The organism is Paenibacillus rhizoplanae (genome assembly GCF_042684125.1).
Taxonomy (GTDB): Bacteria; Bacillota; Bacilli; order Paenibacillales; family Paenibacillaceae; genus Paenibacillus_AQ; species Paenibacillus_AQ rhizoplanae.
On the sequence record NZ_JBHUKY010000019.1, the window covers coordinates 106,407 to 124,267 of the forward strand.

The window sequence follows — 17,861 nt, forward strand, 5'->3', positions numbered from 1 at the left end:
AGATTATGACCGAAGTGTTTGATAATGAAGCATCACAATCTGACCCATTCGCTCGGTATGGGTTAAAGTTAGATTCTCTGGCGCTGTTCCGGCAGGGAATAAGGGAATGCCTTCCCCCAGTATGGCGGGAATAAGCGCAATTTGGAGCTCATCCAGCAATTGAAGCTTCAGGACGCTCTGGACAAGCAATCCACCGCCTACAATCCAGACCTTGCCTTCCGAGGTTTGTTGTAACCGGGGGATAAGCCGGTCAATGGATTCGCCTGTAAAAACAACATGTGGCGCAGGCGGTTGCCCGGAACGCGTAAGGACAAAAGCCGGTTTATCTGCATAGGGGAATTCATCGGCTAGCTTCAGCACCTCTTCATAAGTATTCCGCCCCATCACTACGCTTCCCACAGTTCCATAGAATTCACTATACCCGTTATCCCCTCCATTCCCTTCGATCTCATACAACCAGTCGACAGAGCCATCGGGCCTTGCGATGTAACCATCCAGACTCATAGCGATGTACAGTACAACTTTATGTTTTGACATTGTTATCGCTCCCTTCCAGATTCAATGATACACTTGAACTATGACAAAATATGACGTAGTTAGGTGCGGCCGTGGAGAAGAGAGAGATTACATTTGCTTATCATTCCCGCAGCGGCAAGAAGAATGTGCAGGTCTATCCGCTCGGGATCTATTATGAACAAGGGTATTGGTATATGCCCGCCAGCAAGCGGGGTGAGATTCCCCTGTATCGGGTCGATGGGATGGAGCAGTTGCATTCCTGTGGAAGAGTTCCCGTTCACGGCGCAGAAGCTGCTTGCATACGGACCGGAAGTGAAGGTGGTCTCTCCAAGGGAGTTGCAGGAATGTGTCAGAGAGTTGCTGGAGAAGACTATAAGTCAGTATTCATAACATACTCAATATCCATTTTCCTGGGGTGTTGACAGCTAGACTATTAATTGTTATATTCTCAACGTCAAAAATTTTAACTATATTTAACAATTAAAGAGGTAGTAGAAGCCCATGAAGCGGTAAAACAAAAAATGGAGGGATGTACAAATGGCAAAGGTTACGGTTGGGCAGGAGAATGGAACTTCAATTGAGCTTCATTATGAGGATGTCGGAACAGGGAAGCCAGTTGTGCTGATTCATGGTTGGCCGCTCAGTGGAAGGTCCTGGGAGAAGCAAGTGCCTGCACTAGTGGAAGCCGGTTATCGGGTGATCACGTATGATCGCCGTGGATTCGGTCAGTCTTCCCAGCCGTGGAACGGATACGACTATGATACATTCGCGGCGGATTTGCATGCGTTGATGTTGAACCTGGATCTTCACGATGTGACATTGGTCGGGTTCTCCATGGGCGGAGGAGAAGTAGCGCGTTACATTGGTACTTATGGAGTGGATCGGGTATCAAAAGCGGTGTTGGCCGGTGCTGTCCCGCCGTATCTGTACAAATCCTCGGATAACCCGGACGGCGGATTTGACGATGCGACTATTAAAGGATTCCAAGAGGGGGTAAAGGCGGATCGTTTAGGGTTCCTAGATGGGTTTGTAACCAATTTCTTCGCCTCTGGGGACAGAACTGACTTGGTAAATGAAGCGTTCCGCTTATACAATCGCGATATTGCAGCTTTTGCGTCGCCGAAAGGCACGCTTGATTGCATCTCGGCATTCAGCTATACCGATTTTCGTGCGGACCTTGAGAAATTCAAATTGCCAACGCTTATTCTTCATGGGGATGCTGATGCAATCGTTCCTGTCGAGATCAGTGGGCAAAAAGCGCATGAGCGGATCGCAGGTAGCCAGTTAGTTGTAATTGAGGGCGGCCCCCACGGATTCAATGTTACCCACGCTAAGGAATTTAACCATGCCTTGTTGCAATTCTTGAAGGGCTGATACTACAAAAGAACCGTCTTATGTATGATGAAATGGATCATAACATACATAAGACGGTTTTTTGTATGATAAAGTTGACATTATGTATAGTTTGGTATACATTATGTTTAGTGAACTATACTAAAGGTGGTGTCATACATGACTTATCAGGAAAAGAAGAGCATCGTATCACTAATCAGCACCCTACTCATTTTTACAGTGTATTTGCTGTACAGGTACCCGCAGTATCCAAATGAAGTGTTGGATTCAAAAGTAACCTTCCATTACTGGGGTTCCTTCATTCTTGTATTGACCTTGGTTTCCATCGCGGCACATATCGTGATCAGCATTGTTTTTAACATCATCTTCCGCATGACGACGGGTGAAAAGGAACCTGCATTCGCGGACGAACTGGATAAGCGCATCGGCTTGCTGGCCTTCCGAAATTCATTTGCGATGTTTGTCAGTGGCTTCCTTCTGGCTATGGGCTCATTGGTTATAGACCAGCCTTTGAAGGTAATGTTCATCGTCCTAATCGCCGCTGGATTTCTGTCAGACGTAACCGGTTCAATATCGAGACTGTATTACTACAGGAGAGGAGTCTAAGATGGGCAAAGTTCTTGTTGGCAATTACATCAGAAAATTACGCTTCGATCTTAATGAAATGACCCAGCAGCAGCTGGCCGACAAGGCAGGTGTAACCAGACAAACGATCGTAGCTCTTGAAAAAGGAAATTACTCTCCTTCACTGGAGTTGGCCTTTCGTATAGCCCGCACCTTTAACTTGCCGCTCGAAGAGGTATTCTTTTACGGGGAAAATTCAGAGGAGCCAAGCGGGAAATAGATAGGGGGTAAAGGATGAGAGCAATGGTATATGCCAAATACGGTTCGCCTGATGTGCTTCACCTGAAGGAGCTAGAGAAACCCTCACCGAAGGATAACGAAGTCCTTGTCAGAATCTATGCGGCAACGGTAACAGCGGGGGACTGGCGTATGCGAAAGGCCGACCCGTTCCTTGCAAGATTGTATAATGGTCTCTTAAGGCCCAAAAAGGTAACGATATTGGGGTTTGAGTTAGCCGGGGAAGTTGAAGCCGCAGGCAAAAATGTAACACGCTTTAAGATTGGCGATCAAATATTTGCGTCTTGTGGTTTCAGCTTCGGTGCATATGCTGAGTACAAATGTCTGCCTGAAGATGGACTGGTAGTCATGAAGCCGGTCAATGTGAGCTATGAGCAGGCTGCCGCTGTTCCCGTCGGGGGGCTCACCGCGTTGAACTTTCTAAGGAAGGGGCAACTGGCGAGCGGAATGAAGGTGCTTATTTATGGAGCCTCTGGAAGTGTGGGGACTTATGCGGTCCAGCTTGCCAAATATTACGGGGCAGATGTAACAGGGGTATGCAGTACTGCTAATCTTGAGCTGGTAAGATCTATAGGAGCGGATCGGGTCATAGATTATACGAAACAGAAGTTCATGGCGCATGAAGAAAGCTATGATCTGATCTTTGATGCCGTTGGGCAAACGATATCGAAAATCAAAAAATCGGCATTCAAAAAAGCACTGCGTACGAACGGGAAGTATGTGAGTGTGGATATGTCACACAAGCCTCGCGTGGAAGATCTTATCTTCCTCCAAGAGCAGCTTGAGGCCGGTACCCTTAAGCCTGTTATTGATAGATGCTATTCGCTGGAACAAATTCCGGATGCCCATCGTTATGTCGAACAAAAACATAAGAAGGGGAATGTCGTCATTACTGTAAGTTCCCTATCCTAAGGAACAGCTTAAAGGGAGTGTGCGAACACTCCCTTTGAGCTGTTCTGGTATGTTATCCGAATGTCAAAATTAAAGCGCTTACTATTATAGTTTTATATAAAATGTATTTATTAACATTATTCGACAAAATTCACCTTACTTTTACGTGGTAGCTATGATATATTCTGGGTGAATATGGATAGTAAAGAAGTGAAAGGGGAAGGAGAATGCATATGGAGGCGCTTGTGTGGACATCGAATCATAAGCTGGAGCTCTGCGAATGGGAAGAGCCGACAATTGCAGCACCGGATGAAGTCAAGATCCGGATTGAGATGACGGGTGTATGTGGAACAGATTTAGCAGTCATCACGGGGAAAGAGGAGGGGGTTCCAGGCGTTATTCGCGGTCATGAGGCTGTAGGGACCGTAATTGAAACCGGCAGCAGCGTTGACCGCGTTAAGGTAGGCGACCGCGTAGTTATTGATCCGAATCAAAGCTGCGAGAAATGTTATTTTTGCTTGAAGAAACAGCCGCACCTCTGTACGGGCACCGATGGAAATGGGATGCCTATTGCAGGTTTGAATCGAAATGGGACATTCACTTTTTTTTACTCAACTGTACAAACGTTTGCACACCTGCTTCCTGACCATATGAGCTGGGAAACGGGGGTTTTGATCGAGCCTCTTGCCTGTGTGCTGCACAATTTCAAAGAGGCTAATGTCACTGCAGATGATAAGGTGCTCATTCTTGGATCGGGTCCGATGGGATTGCTAAGTCAAATTGTGAGTAAATCCAAGGCGGCGCTTACCGTTGCGACGGAGATTAATCCTTACCGGTTGGCTTTTGCCAGAGAAATCTCAGATTATGCTCTGACACCTTCCCAATTACATGAAGCTACCGTAGACGAGATCTGCTCGGGACATAAGTTTGATGTGATTATCGACACGGTAGGCACTCAGCTCGAAATGGCGGAGCAATGGATTGAGCGTGGAGGCCGCATCGTTCCTTTTGGTATTAATGCGAATTACCGGTACACCTTTTCTCCTACCAAATTCGTACAGCAGGCCATCAAAATTATCGCAGCAGGCGAATACCGCTATATGTTCGAGGAAGCTATACGGTTTGCTGCTGAGACACCTGAACTGGAGAAACTGGTGACTAGAAAAGTTAAGCTCAATCAGCACGAAGCAGCAATAAACGAGTTGATCGGCTATGAATTGAATTCTTTGAAGGTGGTTGAGAGTGATACCGTGAAGACGGTTTTTGTTCCCTAAATGTGGAGCTGTAATTAGCGAGGGGTGGATCTATTCATGGGCAATGAAGACAAATTTAGACTTGTTCAGGATTACTTGTCTATGCACAAGGCCAGAGAGGTAGAGCCGATTTGGATACCTGCAGTGTGGAATGAGTGCAGCTATAAGCCTATTCTCTTCGAAAAAGACGGTGAAATATGTGTACATCCGTATGATTTTTTGACAGAGCATTTGAGGTATGTAGACAAGCTTTCCTGGAGGTATTTGCTCAAGGAACGCACGAATTTAGACGAAAGCACGATCTATTCTGCGTTAATTCGTTATTCGACGGCCTGGGATTACAACCATGACGGAACAGTCGAATCGGGCACTTTTCTAAGATTCCTTATTCTTCTGCCGCTGTTAAAGAAAATGGGCGTCAATATTCTGTATATGCTTCCAGTCAACCAGTATAGCAAGTTAAATCTGAAGGGGGATATCGGGTCACCTTATGCTGTGCAATCGTTATTCCACTTGGACCAGAACCTGCATGACAGCTTGTTGGACGGTATGGAAGAGTTCACCATCCACGATGAGCTTAGCGCTTTGGTAGAAGCTTGTCATTTGCTTGATATCAAGACGGTTGTCGATTTCATTCCTCGTGTAACAGCGAGAAACAGTGCATTCATTACTGAGCATCCCGAATGGGTGTACTGGATCAAGCTTGAGGAATTAGAAGGCTTTGCGCCGCCGCCGATTCCTGAGCTTGGATTCTTTGAGGAGTGTACACCTGACCACTTGGAGACGGTCTATCACAGCCAGGAGACCGCAGCATTCCTGCGGAAGTTCTCACCGCCGCCCCATGAACTTCATCCCAGCCTTTGGCAGCAGTTGAAGGAAAGAGCTGCTAATCATGGAGACGAGCTATTAACTTTGGTGGAGCAAGAGATGGGAATAACAACCTCTCCGGCGCATTCGGATTGGATTAATGATGTGCAGCCGATTTGGACAGACATTACGTTCTTGCGCCTCTATAAAGATTTCTCTCCGCAAGTGAGACATCTTATCAGCAGGGGTCAGGCACCATATGTCCTTTTTGATACGATTAAATGCAATGACTACCCGGGAGAGGAGCCGAATTGGGAGTTATGGGACGTTCTGGAGCAGGCAGTACGCTTTAATCTCGAAAAGTATGGGATTGACGGCTTCCGCATCGACATCGGACATGTGCTTCCTATTCCGTTGTTGACTCGTATTTTTGACACGGTTAAAGAGATGAATCCGAATGCGCTCCTGATCAGTGAAGACTTGTTCAACCGCAATCACAGGAAGGCAGCGAACACGGGCTACAACATTATGCTTGGAAGCGGATGGAACGTGATGACGGAGATTACTAAGGAGAACCTGGTTTCATTCTTAGAGGAGCTGCCCGAGTTGAATATTCATGTGTTTGCTTGTGCAGAAACGGCAGATACTCCCCGGATCACGAGCCGGGGCGGTGTCGGGGTTGCCCGGATGATCGCAGTATTTAATCAATTTCTTCCGAACGCAATTCCTTACGTGACAACAGGCTATGAAATGAATGAGGAGCAGCCCCTCAACTGTGGCCTTGGTGACAACACGAACGGTGAGGAGATTTCCCGCGCTTTTTTTAATGTCATGCAAATTAATTGGACTAATCCTGCACCCATGCTGCCGCTGCTGGCGGAGCTAAGTGAATTTAAGGAAGCTTGGCACCACCTCGTGAAGCCGGAGAACTTTTTCGTGGCTCAATCCCCGGAAGGTACTGCTATATACGGGTATATGCAAGGGGATGAGACGATGCTGTGCTGCTTTAACTTGAGTGCCGATGCTGTCTGCCAAGTCGATTTAAACGTGGCCGTACCCGGCCGATGCCCAATGACTGTAACACTGGATAGCTCTTTAACGGGTAGCAGCGTAGGTCAGGCGTTCGACTTCTTGCAGCTTGCGCCTAATCAGGCTCTAGTGCTCGTAAACAATTGTAGATAAGGGAGAGAGGCTGCGAATGGAAAAGAACAACAAGGAAATCGTGCTATGGCATGAGTTTGACGGTCCGGGAGATACCTCGATTGAAGTGCTGGAGGGGATTTGCAAGCTGTATACAGAGCGCTTCAGCGTACAAATTACGCCACAAGTGATGAACATTACGGATCTGACTGCGCGCTTGAACCGAATCAAACATACCCGCCAAGGTCCGCATCTGGCGATGGTTCCTGCCGATATGTCCTCCTATGTCGACAATGGTCTTTACTCCGAGGTTCCGGGCGGGTTGTTTGAGGATGTGCTGACTGAGGAGGCCCTTTCCACGATGCAAATGGAGGGTGTCCAGTATGGTATCCCGGTCTTGCGGGGCAATCATCTGGTTCTATATTACAATCCGGAGATTTACCCCAGTGCACCGGCGACATGGGACGTGTTTGAAGAGGCAGCAGAGAGGTTAACCGCCCAAGGAATCGTACCCATTGGGGCGGATCTACAACAGGGCTATTGGTTTATTCCGTTCCTTACAGCTTTCGGTGGCTGGCCTGTACAGAATGGAAAGCCGAATATCGTCAGCCCTGAAATGAAGCAAGCGCTTGAGTTCATCCGCGACAAGATGGATCAGGGCGTACTCGTCAGTCTCGACGGTTCTACAGGACTGCTAGAGCAGTTCATTGACGGTAAGATCGGCGCTATTATTTGTGGGGAGTGGATCTACAACCATCTGGACAAGCATATGAACGATAGGCTTGAGGTTTGCCAGCTTCCAGTCATAGAAGGCCAGCAATCGCTATCTATGTCTTCTTCCATCGGCCTGATCTACCCCAATTTTTCGTTAACCACGGAGGAGCGGGAGGATATTTTGTCATTCACGCGTTTTATGCTGAGTGACGAATGCCAAACCCTGTGGACGCAGGGCGTGCAGCGAATTCCGGCTCAGGAGCAGGTGCTACACCGCCTAAGTGCCACTGCTGCACCTAATAAAAGAATGATTTTGTCGCTTTTAGACCACACACGGCCGATGCCGACTTACCCCTTCATGATCCATGTCTGGGAGGCGCTCAACGCGGGTCTGACCGAGTTGCCTTTAAGCAATCCCGAACAAGCTCTGAAAAAAATGGAACAGACCCTCCAGGCATCCTGGGGCGCATTACAAAACTAATCAGATAAGGGGAGAAGAGAAATGAAAACAACGATATTCAGCCAAATTTCAATCGACGGAAAGCTCACGATGGGGGCCGGGAATTCGAGTAAAGAGCTTTTTTCTTTATTTTCCAGTGAGGATATGGAATTCATCCATCTATTCCGGGGGAATGTGCAGGGCATTATGGTTGGTAAAAATACAATCCTGACCGACAATCCATTTCTTACGAATCGGTATGAGGAGAACAAAAATCCAATCCGTATCATACCGACGACTACCCTGGACATTCCGATGGACTGCAATGTGCTTTCGGATCAGGGAAAGACGATTATTGTCACGACCGAGAAAGGACGGGATGAAGATAAGATCAAGCAGATCCGGGAAAGAGGGAAGGAGTGCCTCATCTGCGGTAAGGATACCGTTGATTTTGTGGAGCTTGAACGTCAGTTAGAGGAAAACTACGGGATTACCAGCCTCATGGTCGAAGGTGGCGGATTTTTGAACTGGCATATTTTCAATCAGGATATCGTCGATGAAATTATTCTAATGCAGCTCCCGATCATCATCGGCGGCTCCACGAACATTACTTTAGTGGATGGAGACGGGTATCAGCAATTGAGCTTTGCGAAGAAATTCAAGGTTGTAGAAATTCAGCCAAACGATAATTACACACTCATGCGCTACAAAAAGGTGATATGAGCTCACACTAAGTCATAGACTGCAATGGCTATGGATTAATGGGAAAATCTAGAATATGGGGGTTATGTACGAATCATGTCAGAGAACAAAGAGTTCTATAAAAGTGTGTATAAAATCGCTGTGCCCGTTACGCTTCAAAGCTTGCTGATGGCGCTGCTCAATTTGACGGATCAATTGATGGTCGGGCAGCTTGGAGATGTGGCCATTGCCTCGGTGGGGATATCTACCAAAATATACGGGATCATCGCGGTTGTCTTAGCCGGTTTATCGACGGGGGTATCCATTTACGCTGCCCAGTTTTGGGGGAACAAGGATTCCAAAAGTGTCTCCCAAGTGCTGGGTCTCGGGCTGATCGCCGGATTCACGTTCTCTTTCCTGTTCTCTGCGGCTGTCTTCCTGGATTCGCCGCTCTTTTTGAGCCTGTTCACTACAGATGTGAATGTAATAGATGAGGGGTACATTTTCCTTCAGGTCATGTCGATCGGCTTTGTGCCTGTTATGCTCACGATGATGTATTCCGCGATTTTGCGCAGTACGGGCCATGCTAAATGGCCGATGTATGTAAGTTTAATCTCAGTGGGTTTGAATATTATACTGAATTACGTGCTTATATACGGCCATTTCGGCGCTCCTGCGCTTGGTCTGAAGGGCGCGGCCATTGCTACCCTAATTTCCAGGATCTTAGAATGCTTGTTGATCATTGGTGCCGTATACCGATATCGTTTACCGGGAGCTGTCGGGTTAAAGAACTTGTTCATCATTCCTAAACCGCTCATTCGCAAGTTTTTTGGAACGACCTATCCGCTGCTACTGACTGAATTGATCTGGGTATTGGGCGAAACGGTATATGCGATCATTTATAGCCGTATGGGGTCAACGGAAATGACTGCGATGACTATTACCTTCCCGCTGCAGGGTCTTTGCATCGGCTTATTATCGGGACTGGCCAGTGCAGCAGGAGTAATGGTTGGTAACCGTTTGGGTGCGGACGAAACTGAACTTGCACTCGATCACGCGAAAAGGTTCATTCGCCTTGGCATCATTATCTCTCTGATTGTCGGGGTTATCATTGCGGCAGGTTCGAAGCTGTATGTCTCTGCATTCAATATCTCCGAGGATGCTAAGCAAATGAGTATGTATATCGTTATCGTGTTTGCTGGATTTCTTTGGGTCAAGGTGTCCAATATGATTATAGCTGGCGGAATTCTAAACAGCGGGGGGGACAGTAAGTTCGTGTTCACCTTGGAATCGACCACAACGTGGCTGATAGGTGTCCCCTCCGGGCTGCTGTTGTCCTATGTCTGGAACCAGCCTGTGTACCTTGTGTATCTCGTCATCTCCCTGGAGGAGGTTGTCCGCTTTGGCTTCGGATACACCCGGATTTACTCCCGCAAGTGGATAAGAAATCTAGTTCATGATGTGGTTGAAAAGGCCATGTAACAGACGACACTGCAATGCGGGTTGACACAAAAGTAATTAGGTGCCATACTATGTGTATGAACAACAACAATAGAAAAATAAATGACATGGAGGCTATTCCCTCCCTTGTACAATCCCAGCGTCAGATTGATCGCTATAACCTGGACATAGACGCACAGGCTATACTCGTCGCGTCTAGGCTAATGGCAGCGGGAGCCCAGCTTGGTCAGGCCTCGGAGATTCATTTCTCCAGATTCGGCTTATCAACAGGCCGATATCGTGTATTGGCAGATCTCGAAGATTACGAGGGAGAAGAGTTGCCTTCGCAATTAGCAGAGCATCTAGGCGTTACACGTGCTACAGTGACTGGTCTGATCGACATTCTTGAACGGGATGGCCTAGTATCTAGAAGGTTAAGCTCAAAAGATGGCCGCCAGAAATCGGTTATTTTGACGGAAGAAGGAGCGAAGAAGCTACGTGAAATGGCTCCTGAGCATTTCGCTTGGCTGGAGGCCACGGTGGGCTTACTCAGTATAGACGAGCGCAGCGTATTCCTCGACTTGCTGGGCCGGGTTACGCAAGGCGTCTCTGCCCTTATGGACGAACCAGGCTCGAAACCAAAATGAAACATCAGTAATGAGTAGAATGGGCTAGTAATGCTAGCCTCTTTTTACTCCTATATAGTTAGGTTCCTAATTATATTTCGCTGAAAGCACTCGACGGAATGATCTCAGAGAAGGAAGGGGCAACGAAATGAACCAGATGAAATACCCGAATCCGCCAGATGATGCTTACGGTATCAAGACGGTGGGTTCCAGAAAAAAGCCCTTTGCACTATGGCGTGAAGTTGTAATGGCCTATGCTGCTCCTGCCATCATGGCAGGTATTGGGGGATTGGTTACTGCTGATAGGGGGCTTCAAATCGGAGCATTGACCACAATTGGCGGTGCATCAGCCTTAATGGCCTTGATGATTGGCCTTATATTGCGCAGCCGGGTGGGCCATATGCGATGGGTCACCGGTGCACCTCACCTGGTTGTGGTAGGAGGGTTCGCAATAGCCGGGTCCTTGTATGGCCTATGCGCGGCATGGGTGACATCTGGTGTACTGGAACTTATGATGCCGGACCATCACTTGGCCTGGGCCGATCGCGTCTGGACCGATTTCCCGTTGTCCGGATTCATAGCAAGCACGATAGTGACATGGCGGTGGCGTCTCGCCGTTACCACCCAATTGACATCCAAAAGGAGAAGAAAAAAATGATAGTTATTGTGGGAGCAACAGGTACGATAGGCAGTGCGCTGGTGGAACGTTTGGCTGATCTTGGCGTGCCCGTCAGGGCTCTGAGCAGAGAGCCGGAGAAGTTGCGTAAGCAGATCGGAGAAAAGGGCCGATCAGCTATCGAGGTCGTATGGGCAGATGCTGCTGACCCCGAATCGCTGCGCCGCGCATGTACAGGTGCCAGCCAGCTTTTCCTCGCCATGTCCAACAGTCCAAGACAAATCGAATTGGAAACTTCAATCATTCAGATTGCAGGCCAATCTGGAATCGAGCACATCGTGAAAATATCCAGCCCTGCCTTTGAGCAGAGCTCTCCAGTAGCAGTGGCGGGCTGGCATCAAGAAATCGAGCAAGTGCTGAGGGAATCAGGTCTCACCCATACCGTGTTGCGCCCGTATGCATTCATGCAAAACCTAATGCGCTTTGCACCAACGATTACAACCCAAAATGTTTTCTTCGGCTCCATGGGCCATTCGCCGTGTAACTTCATTGACTGCCGCGATATCGCAGACGTTGCCGCAGAAGCTCTAACTAACCCTGAGGTCACAGGCCAAATATATACGCTTACGGGTTCAGAGATTTTCAGCTATCCTCAGATCGCAGCCCGGCTGTCCGCCCTGCTCCATCGGCCAATAAGTTACATCAATATGGAACCCGAAGAACTACTCCGTAATCTTATCGAGCATGGGCATATGCCTCCTTGGCTGGCGAACCACGTTGTGGAGATTCAAACCATGTCCAGGGTGGTTCCAGAAAGTCCAAATGACACGGTGAGGCGCCTGCTCGGCAGAGAGCCGCGCAAGCTGGAAGCTTTTCTGCAGGAGTATGTGGAGAATTTCCGGTAGTGGATGTCAATGACACGGGGTTGTGAAATCACACCCTTTTGGATAACGTATCAACGATGGTTACAAAAAGGGAGATTAGCAGCTACGAACTGTTAATCATTCTATTACTAAAATATCAGAGAAGCAAGCGGCACACTTGGAGCGGATAACCTTTGTCATGGACATTTGCATATAGCACTGCTATAATGCTGGTATGAAAACCTATGACAAAATATTGGCAGCTGCTCTTAAGGTACTCGAAGAGGAGGGCGGAGCCCAATTTTCGACGCGAGCCGTAACTAAGATCGCACAGGTTACGGCCCCTACACTCTACCACCATTTCGGCAATGCCGATGGACTCCTGAGTGCAGCTATAGTGGAAGCATTCAAACAGTTATTGGAAAGTAAGATTACCGCAGTGGAGTCGACTATTCCAGAGAGGGCTCTTCGTCAAGGATGGGATGACTATGTCCGTTTTGCGGCTGCCCGTCCCCGGATTTATGCGGCTATGATGGGGCGGTTGCTTGAGGGCGCCCATATCGAGGCGGCAGATCAATCGCACCAAGCCCTAGTACAAAATGTTCAGAGAGTCGCCGCCGAAGGCAAACTGGCTGTGTCCGCTCAAGCAGCCGCTGATCTGGTCTGGGCTTCCGCCAATACGGCCGCTTGGCTGTATGTGACGGCCCAGTTTCGTAAGTCACCCCCGCCCCAACCCGACGTTGTTGAACTTATTCGGGAAAGCGTAATGCAGATCATTTTGACAGAGCCTGGAGATTTCAAGAAAAGGCCTAATCTAGAAGAGGCATAAGAAAGATCGCCTATCCAACCTGGACCTCCAGGAGGATGGCGATTTTTTTATGTTTGGAGGGTGCGAGCATTAGTTCAGACCGCAGCACAATACTTTAGAGAAAAAATATAGCACCGCTATAGACAATGTGATATAGCGGTGCTACAATGACCCTATAGCGGTGCTATACAGTGGTCTGTATCTTATCAAATTTAGGAGGGTTACTATGCCAATCAAAACTCAAGCACTGGTTGTCGTCACAGGTACGTCCAGCGGCATCGGTAGGGCTACCGCGGAGCAGCTCGCCGCTGAAGGATTTCACGTTTTGGCGGGGGTTCGCCGTCAGGAAGACGCCGACAAAATCAAACGCGAAAATATCGAGCCGGTGATCGTCGATGTTACCAATATCGAGACACTAAAGGCACTGGCCGAAAGGGTGGTGCAAGATCCGCTTGGTCGGCCTTTGAGAGCAGTGGTCAACAATGCCGGCATTGCCGTTAATGCACCTCTGGAGATGGTTCCACTCGATGAATTTCGCCGCCAAATCGAAGTTAGTGTGATCGGACAGGTAGCGGTTATTCAGGCGCTTACCCCGGCCTTGCTGAACAGCGGCGGGCGCGTGGTCAATATCGGTTCTGTTGGCGGCAAGATCTCTATGCCTGGTTTCGGGATATATTCGGCAGCAAAGTTTGCCATGGAAGCAATCAATGACAGTCTCCGGAGGGAGATGTCCTCGTTTGGGATCAAGGTTATCATGATCACCCCGGGTGGTGTCAGCACTGGCCTGTCGGAGCAAGGAATTACAACAGCGGAGCGGCTGGCCAAGTTAATGACGCCGGACCAGCACCGGCGCCATGATCGTCTTTTTGACTCCGTGAAGGCTCAGGCTGAAACGTGGGCAAAGGACGGTATCCGCCCTGAGAAGGTGGCAGCAGTGATTTCACGTGCAATCCACGACAGAAATCCACGCACCCGCTATACGGCCGGTCGCGATTCGGCACTGCTGACCCGACTGGTCCGTATTCTCCCCGACAAGCTCCTCGACCGGATGCTCCGCAGCCAGATGAAATTGCAGTAACTATAAATTAGGAGGAATTAGCATGAACGATACAAAGAACCGTTACGTTACTGTACTCTGGGAGGCGAGAGCTAAGGCAGGGAGAGAAGCCGAGATGAAGGCATTTATGACTGCTGCTGTCACTCCGTCGCGCAACGACCCCGGCAACATTGACTACGAGGCTCATGAGTTAGAAGGCCAGCCTGGCACATTCATCATCTACGAGCGCTGGGAAAACCGGGATGCCCTCGATCGGCACCTGAGCGCTCCCCGGATGCAGGAACTGGTGCCCCAGCTCTTAGAACTGATGGAAGGAACCATTGAGGAAGGGATTCGACTCCTGCAGCCTTTCCGCCCAGCGCAGTGAAATTCTTGAAGTCTTTAGTGGAGGAGGCAAAACGTTGGCAACGATTGATGATTTTGCAGCACTGGATATTCGTGTCGGAACGATTAAGGAAGCGGAGTTTTTTGAAGAAGCAAAGATCCCTGCGATCAAGCTTAAGATTGATTTTGGACCGGAGATCGGGATGAAATCCTCAAGTGCACAAATAACTAAGCGTTACAGAGTTGATGAAATTGTAGGAAAGCAAATTATAGGAATCGTCAACTTCCCTCCCCGGCGCATTGCAGGATTCAAATCGGAAGTATTAGTGTTGGGAGGAGTCCCGGAAAAAGGAGATGTTATTCTATTAAAGCCGGATACTGAAATACCTAATGGTACTCCTATTGCGTGAAAATAAGACTCTAAAAGCGACTCAGCCTTAAAGCGGCCAGGTAATTATTTCGCCCGTCGACGATATAACTGCTGCCTTTGTCGATTCCGCGAAATCTGGCTTGAACGACTTTCTCCGGAGTGGACAATGCGCTACCCGCCGCCATGTCCCTGCTGCCGACAGCATCGAAAAAGCCTGTATCCGTCGCACCCGGGCACAGGGTAAGGACGCGCACACCGCGACCACGGGTTTCGGCCCACAACGCTTCGGAGAAAGATAATACGAAAGCCTTGGTTGCACCGTAGACAGCCGAATAGGCGCAAGGTGCAAACGCGGCCATTGAAGCCACGTTGACGATGACTCCGTCCTTGCGTTCCAGCATACCGGGCAGAAAATGATGCGTCAGGTCGACAAGAGCCGCAGTGTTCAGCATAATTTCATCCTGCTCGCGCTCTGGATCAATCTCCTCAAAGCGGCCATGCGTGCCAATGCCTGCGTTATTAATTGGTCGAATAAGTGCTTCCGCTCGTCTGCATCCAGTTGCAGCGCTTGATTCCCGCATGTTCAGGCTGAAGCCGATGTCTGCGCGATTTGATGAATTCCCCCAAAGCGGATGAAAAATTAACTAATACAATTTCGTGGATATGTTGTTCAAGAGAGGATCAAATGTCTACTTCACATTAATCAATAAGGCAAACCATTGGTTTGTGCTATTTGCCGTAGCTTAGGTGTAGTTCTTATTTTATGATTAATGGTGCTGAATTTGAGCGGTTATTGAAGTAGGAGGTAAGGATAATTTATGACTGAATTATTAGCGCCAGCAGGAAATATGGAAGCTTTAAAAGCTGCAATATCTAATGGTTGTGATGCAGTATACTTAGGGATGCAAAAATTTGGTGCACGTGCATACTCATCTAATTTTGATCTAGAAACGTTACAAGAGGCCGTTACGTATGCGCACCTGAGGGACGTTAAACTCTATGTTACAATGAATACCATCGTGTTCCAAAACGAAGTTGAAGAGATGAAAGAGCAGATCCACAAATTAAATGAAATCGGTGTGGATGGCATTATCGTCCAGGACCTGACGGCTTTCGATTATATCGTTAAAAACTTTGTTGATATGGAAGCACATTGTTCCACTCAGATGGGAATAGACGATGTAGACGGAACTTTATTATTCAAAGAACTTGGTGCGAAAAGAGTGGTTCTGTCCCGTGAGGTCAAGGTTGAAACAGTCAAAGAGATCAAAAGAATAGCTGAAATACCTTTAGAAATTTTCGTTCACGGTGCGTTATGTGTATCTTATTCGGGAAACTGTCTAATGTCAGGATTACTCGGCAATCGATGCGCAAATCGCGGAAGATGTGTGGGTTCATGCCGTAAGGAATACGACCTGATTGATAAGACAACAGATACATCTTTAGGGAAAAGCTATATTCTATCTACTAAGGACTTAAACACAATTGATTATATCCATGATTTAAATGAAGTCGATTCTTTGAAAATAGAAGGCCGAATGAAGGCACCTACGTATGTTGCCAACGTTGTATCCAAATATCGCATGGCCTTAGATCATAAAATAACAGAAGAAGACAAAGAAAATCTGAAAAAAACATTCAATAGAACATTTACTAAAGGGTATTTGTTTCACGAAGATAAGAGAAATATTACAAACATCTTAAAACCTAATAACTTTGGTTATGAAATTGGAACAATCAGCAAGGTTATTAAAGACACGTATGAAATAACCCTTACACGTCCTTTGAATCAGAACGATACCATTCGAATAAGTCACAACAATGAAGATGTTAATCTAACGGTTGCCAAACTGTACAATAAAGAGGGCGAATTAATCAACACAGCAGATGATGTCTGCTATATCAAAATTAAAGAAAAGATGTCTAAGGGAGATGTAGTATATAAAACGAAGGATTATTTCTATAATAAAGAATTAGAAGCCTCACTGGAAAAAGAATTTAAGCGGTTTAACCTCGATATTAGAGTATATGCATATCCAGGTTCAAAGCTTGTCATAGAGGCGGAGGGCTTAGGCTGTAATTATTCCTATGAAAGTGAGGAAATACTGGGCGAAGCCATTAATAATCCAACAACCAAAGACCAGGTCATCAAGCAATTCTCCAGATTAAATGATACGATATTTGAACTTCATCAGGTCGATTATGAGGAATGCAATGCATTTATTCCAGCTAAACTGTTAAATGCAGCAAGAAGAGATATTGTACTGGGCTTGTATGACTTAAAGCTTAACAGCCAGCAGAAAAGAACCAAGGCTGTGGAAGCAAAAGAAAAAATAAGCTTTGCCCCTGTACAACCATACCTTACGGCCTCTGTAACGACTAAGGAACAGTACGATGCTTGCGTGAGCTGTGGAATTAAGGAAATCTATTACGAAAATGTGGTTAGAAGAAATCAGAATGATTATAAGGAACAAGAAGGACAGCTACTGATCGGAGGATATGGCGGCATTCATCACTATAGAGAAACAAACCCGTTTGTTACGGACTATTCTCTAAATGTTATTAATGCCACTAGCTGCTATGAATTATATAAATTAGGTGCCAAACGGGTCACTTTATCTTATGAATTGAATAAGAGCCAAATTGAAGATTTAATGAATGCCTATGTTGAAGAAAATGATGGCTATCCTGCTCTGGAAATGGTTGTATATGGCAGGGCTCCTTTGATGTTCACCAAATATTGTCCGATGAAAAAAATGAATCAATGCAGAATTTGCAAAACGAAGAGCTATGAGTTAAAAGATGAGCATGGAACATTCCCTATCCTTTCCCATGAGGATTGTACCTCGACTCTCCTTAATGGGAAGACGCTTAATCTGTTAGATGAGCTACCAAACCTCAAAGGAATCGAGGCGCTCCGGTTAAACTTCACAATTGAATCTAAAGATCAGGTTGTGGAAGTCATTCATAGGGCCTTAGGCAAATTAAATGGCTCAATGAAGAATGCTGTCTTCAATCAGGAAACAGACACAAGAGGACATTTTAATAAAGAGATTGTGTAGTCGTGGAATTCATTAAATGTTCTAAAATCAACCATAAGGA

General features: G+C 47.2%; 20 protein-coding genes. 18 read left to right on the plus strand and 2 right to left on the minus strand.

Translation table 11 applies throughout. The annotated features are described in order from the left end of the window. Positions 1 to 3: 3 nt before the first annotated feature. Complete coding sequence (locus ACFSX3_RS08120) at positions 4 to 537, minus strand: dihydrofolate reductase family protein (RefSeq protein ID WP_209987250.1); 534 nt, start codon at positions 535 to 537, stop codon at positions 4 to 6. 125 nt (positions 538 to 662) lie between these two features. Here ACFSX3_RS08120 and ACFSX3_RS08125 point away from each other — a divergent pair, with 125 nt between their 5' ends. The 17 genes from ACFSX3_RS08125 to csaA all read left to right on the plus strand — a co-directional run bounded on the left by ACFSX3_RS08125 (position 663) and on the right by csaA (position 14,799). Beyond that, on the plus strand, positions 663 to 938 hold the full coding sequence (locus tag ACFSX3_RS08125) for a WYL domain-containing protein (RefSeq protein ID WP_379258524.1): 276 nt from the start codon (positions 663 to 665) through the stop codon (positions 936 to 938). A gap of 115 nt (positions 939 to 1,053) precedes the next feature. After that, on the plus strand, positions 1,054 to 1,890 hold the full coding sequence (locus tag ACFSX3_RS08130; RefSeq protein ID WP_209987245.1) for an alpha/beta fold hydrolase: 837 nt from the start codon (positions 1,054 to 1,056) through the stop codon (positions 1,888 to 1,890). Positions 1,891 to 2,028: 138 nt separating this feature from the next. Further along, entirely contained in the window at positions 2,029 to 2,475 is a 447-nt protein-coding gene (locus ACFSX3_RS08135; RefSeq protein ID WP_209987242.1) for a hypothetical protein, read from the plus strand. Position 2,476: 1 nt separating this feature from the next. Continuing rightward, positions 2,477 to 2,713, plus strand: a complete 237-nt coding sequence (locus ACFSX3_RS08140) for a helix-turn-helix transcriptional regulator (protein WP_209987239.1) — start codon at positions 2,477 to 2,479, stop codon at positions 2,711 to 2,713. A 14-nt stretch (positions 2,714 to 2,727) separates the two neighbouring features. After that, positions 2,728 to 3,642, plus strand: a complete 915-nt coding sequence (locus ACFSX3_RS08145; protein ID WP_209987237.1) for an NAD(P)-dependent alcohol dehydrogenase — start codon at positions 2,728 to 2,730, stop codon at positions 3,640 to 3,642. A gap of 212 nt (positions 3,643 to 3,854) precedes the next feature. Beyond that, positions 3,855 to 4,895, plus strand: a complete 1,041-nt coding sequence (locus ACFSX3_RS08150; RefSeq protein ID WP_209987233.1) for a zinc-dependent alcohol dehydrogenase — start codon at positions 3,855 to 3,857, stop codon at positions 4,893 to 4,895. 36 nt (positions 4,896 to 4,931) lie between these two features. Then, positions 4,932 to 6,863, plus strand: coding sequence for an alpha-amylase (locus ACFSX3_RS08155; RefSeq protein WP_209987230.1), 1,932 nt, complete (start codon positions 4,932 to 4,934; stop codon positions 6,861 to 6,863). 16 nt (positions 6,864 to 6,879) lie between these two features. Next, positions 6,880 to 8,016 carry a sugar ABC transporter substrate-binding protein gene (locus ACFSX3_RS08160; protein ID WP_209987227.1) on the plus strand — a complete coding sequence of 379 codons (1,137 nt, stop codon included), beginning with the start codon at positions 6,880 to 6,882 and terminating at the stop codon, positions 8,014 to 8,016. A gap of 21 nt (positions 8,017 to 8,037) precedes the next feature. Next, entirely contained in the window at positions 8,038 to 8,697 is a 660-nt protein-coding gene (locus ACFSX3_RS08165) for a dihydrofolate reductase family protein (protein WP_173134492.1), read from the plus strand. 75 nt (positions 8,698 to 8,772) lie between these two features. Beyond that, a complete protein-coding gene (locus ACFSX3_RS08170) occupies positions 8,773 to 10,137 on the plus strand; it encodes an MATE family efflux transporter (RefSeq protein ID WP_209987224.1) in 1,365 nt (454 codons plus the stop codon). 56 nt (positions 10,138 to 10,193) lie between these two features. Beyond that, positions 10,194 to 10,742 carry a MarR family winged helix-turn-helix transcriptional regulator gene (locus ACFSX3_RS08175; RefSeq protein WP_379254321.1) on the plus strand — a complete coding sequence of 183 codons (549 nt, stop codon included), beginning with the start codon at positions 10,194 to 10,196 and terminating at the stop codon, positions 10,740 to 10,742. Positions 10,743 to 10,869: 127 nt separating this feature from the next. Further along, entirely contained in the window at positions 10,870 to 11,379 is a 510-nt protein-coding gene (locus tag ACFSX3_RS08180; RefSeq protein WP_209987220.1) for a hypothetical protein, read from the plus strand. After that, positions 11,376 to 12,242, plus strand: coding sequence for an SDR family oxidoreductase (locus ACFSX3_RS08185; RefSeq protein ID WP_209987217.1), 867 nt, complete (start codon positions 11,376 to 11,378; stop codon positions 12,240 to 12,242). Before ACFSX3_RS08180 ends, ACFSX3_RS08185 begins: the two co-directional genes overlap by 4 nt. A 193-nt stretch (positions 12,243 to 12,435) precedes the next feature. Continuing rightward, positions 12,436 to 13,029, plus strand: a complete 594-nt coding sequence (locus ACFSX3_RS08190; RefSeq protein ID WP_209987215.1) for a TetR/AcrR family transcriptional regulator — start codon at positions 12,436 to 12,438, stop codon at positions 13,027 to 13,029. A gap of 205 nt (positions 13,030 to 13,234) precedes the next feature. After that, on the plus strand, positions 13,235 to 14,086 hold the full coding sequence (locus ACFSX3_RS08195; RefSeq protein WP_209987212.1) for an SDR family oxidoreductase: 852 nt from the start codon (positions 13,235 to 13,237) through the stop codon (positions 14,084 to 14,086). Positions 14,087 to 14,108: 22 nt separating this feature from the next. Then, the gene (locus ACFSX3_RS08200; protein WP_209987209.1) at positions 14,109 to 14,432 is read left to right on the plus strand and encodes a putative quinol monooxygenase; all 324 of its coding nucleotides are present in this window, start codon (positions 14,109 to 14,111) and stop codon (positions 14,430 to 14,432) included. Between the two features lie 34 nt (positions 14,433 to 14,466). Beyond that, positions 14,467 to 14,799 (plus strand): chaperone CsaA, encoded by a 333-nt coding sequence (gene csaA, locus ACFSX3_RS08205; protein WP_209987205.1) that lies wholly within the window; start codon positions 14,467 to 14,469, stop codon positions 14,797 to 14,799. A 10-nt stretch (positions 14,800 to 14,809) separates the two neighbouring features. Here csaA and ACFSX3_RS08210 read toward each other — a convergent pair whose 3' ends face one another. Beyond that, the gene (locus ACFSX3_RS08210; protein WP_379254324.1) at positions 14,810 to 15,340 is read right to left on the minus strand and encodes an SDR family NAD(P)-dependent oxidoreductase; all 531 of its coding nucleotides are present in this window, start codon (positions 15,338 to 15,340) and stop codon (positions 14,810 to 14,812) included. Between the two features lie 237 nt (positions 15,341 to 15,577). On the opposite strand from ACFSX3_RS08210, the gene ACFSX3_RS08215 reads away from it, so the two are divergent. Continuing rightward, positions 15,578 to 17,821 carry a U32 family peptidase gene (locus ACFSX3_RS08215; RefSeq protein ID WP_209987201.1) on the plus strand — a complete coding sequence of 748 codons (2,244 nt, stop codon included), beginning with the start codon at positions 15,578 to 15,580 and terminating at the stop codon, positions 17,819 to 17,821. Positions 17,822 to 17,861: the final 40 nt, after the last annotated feature.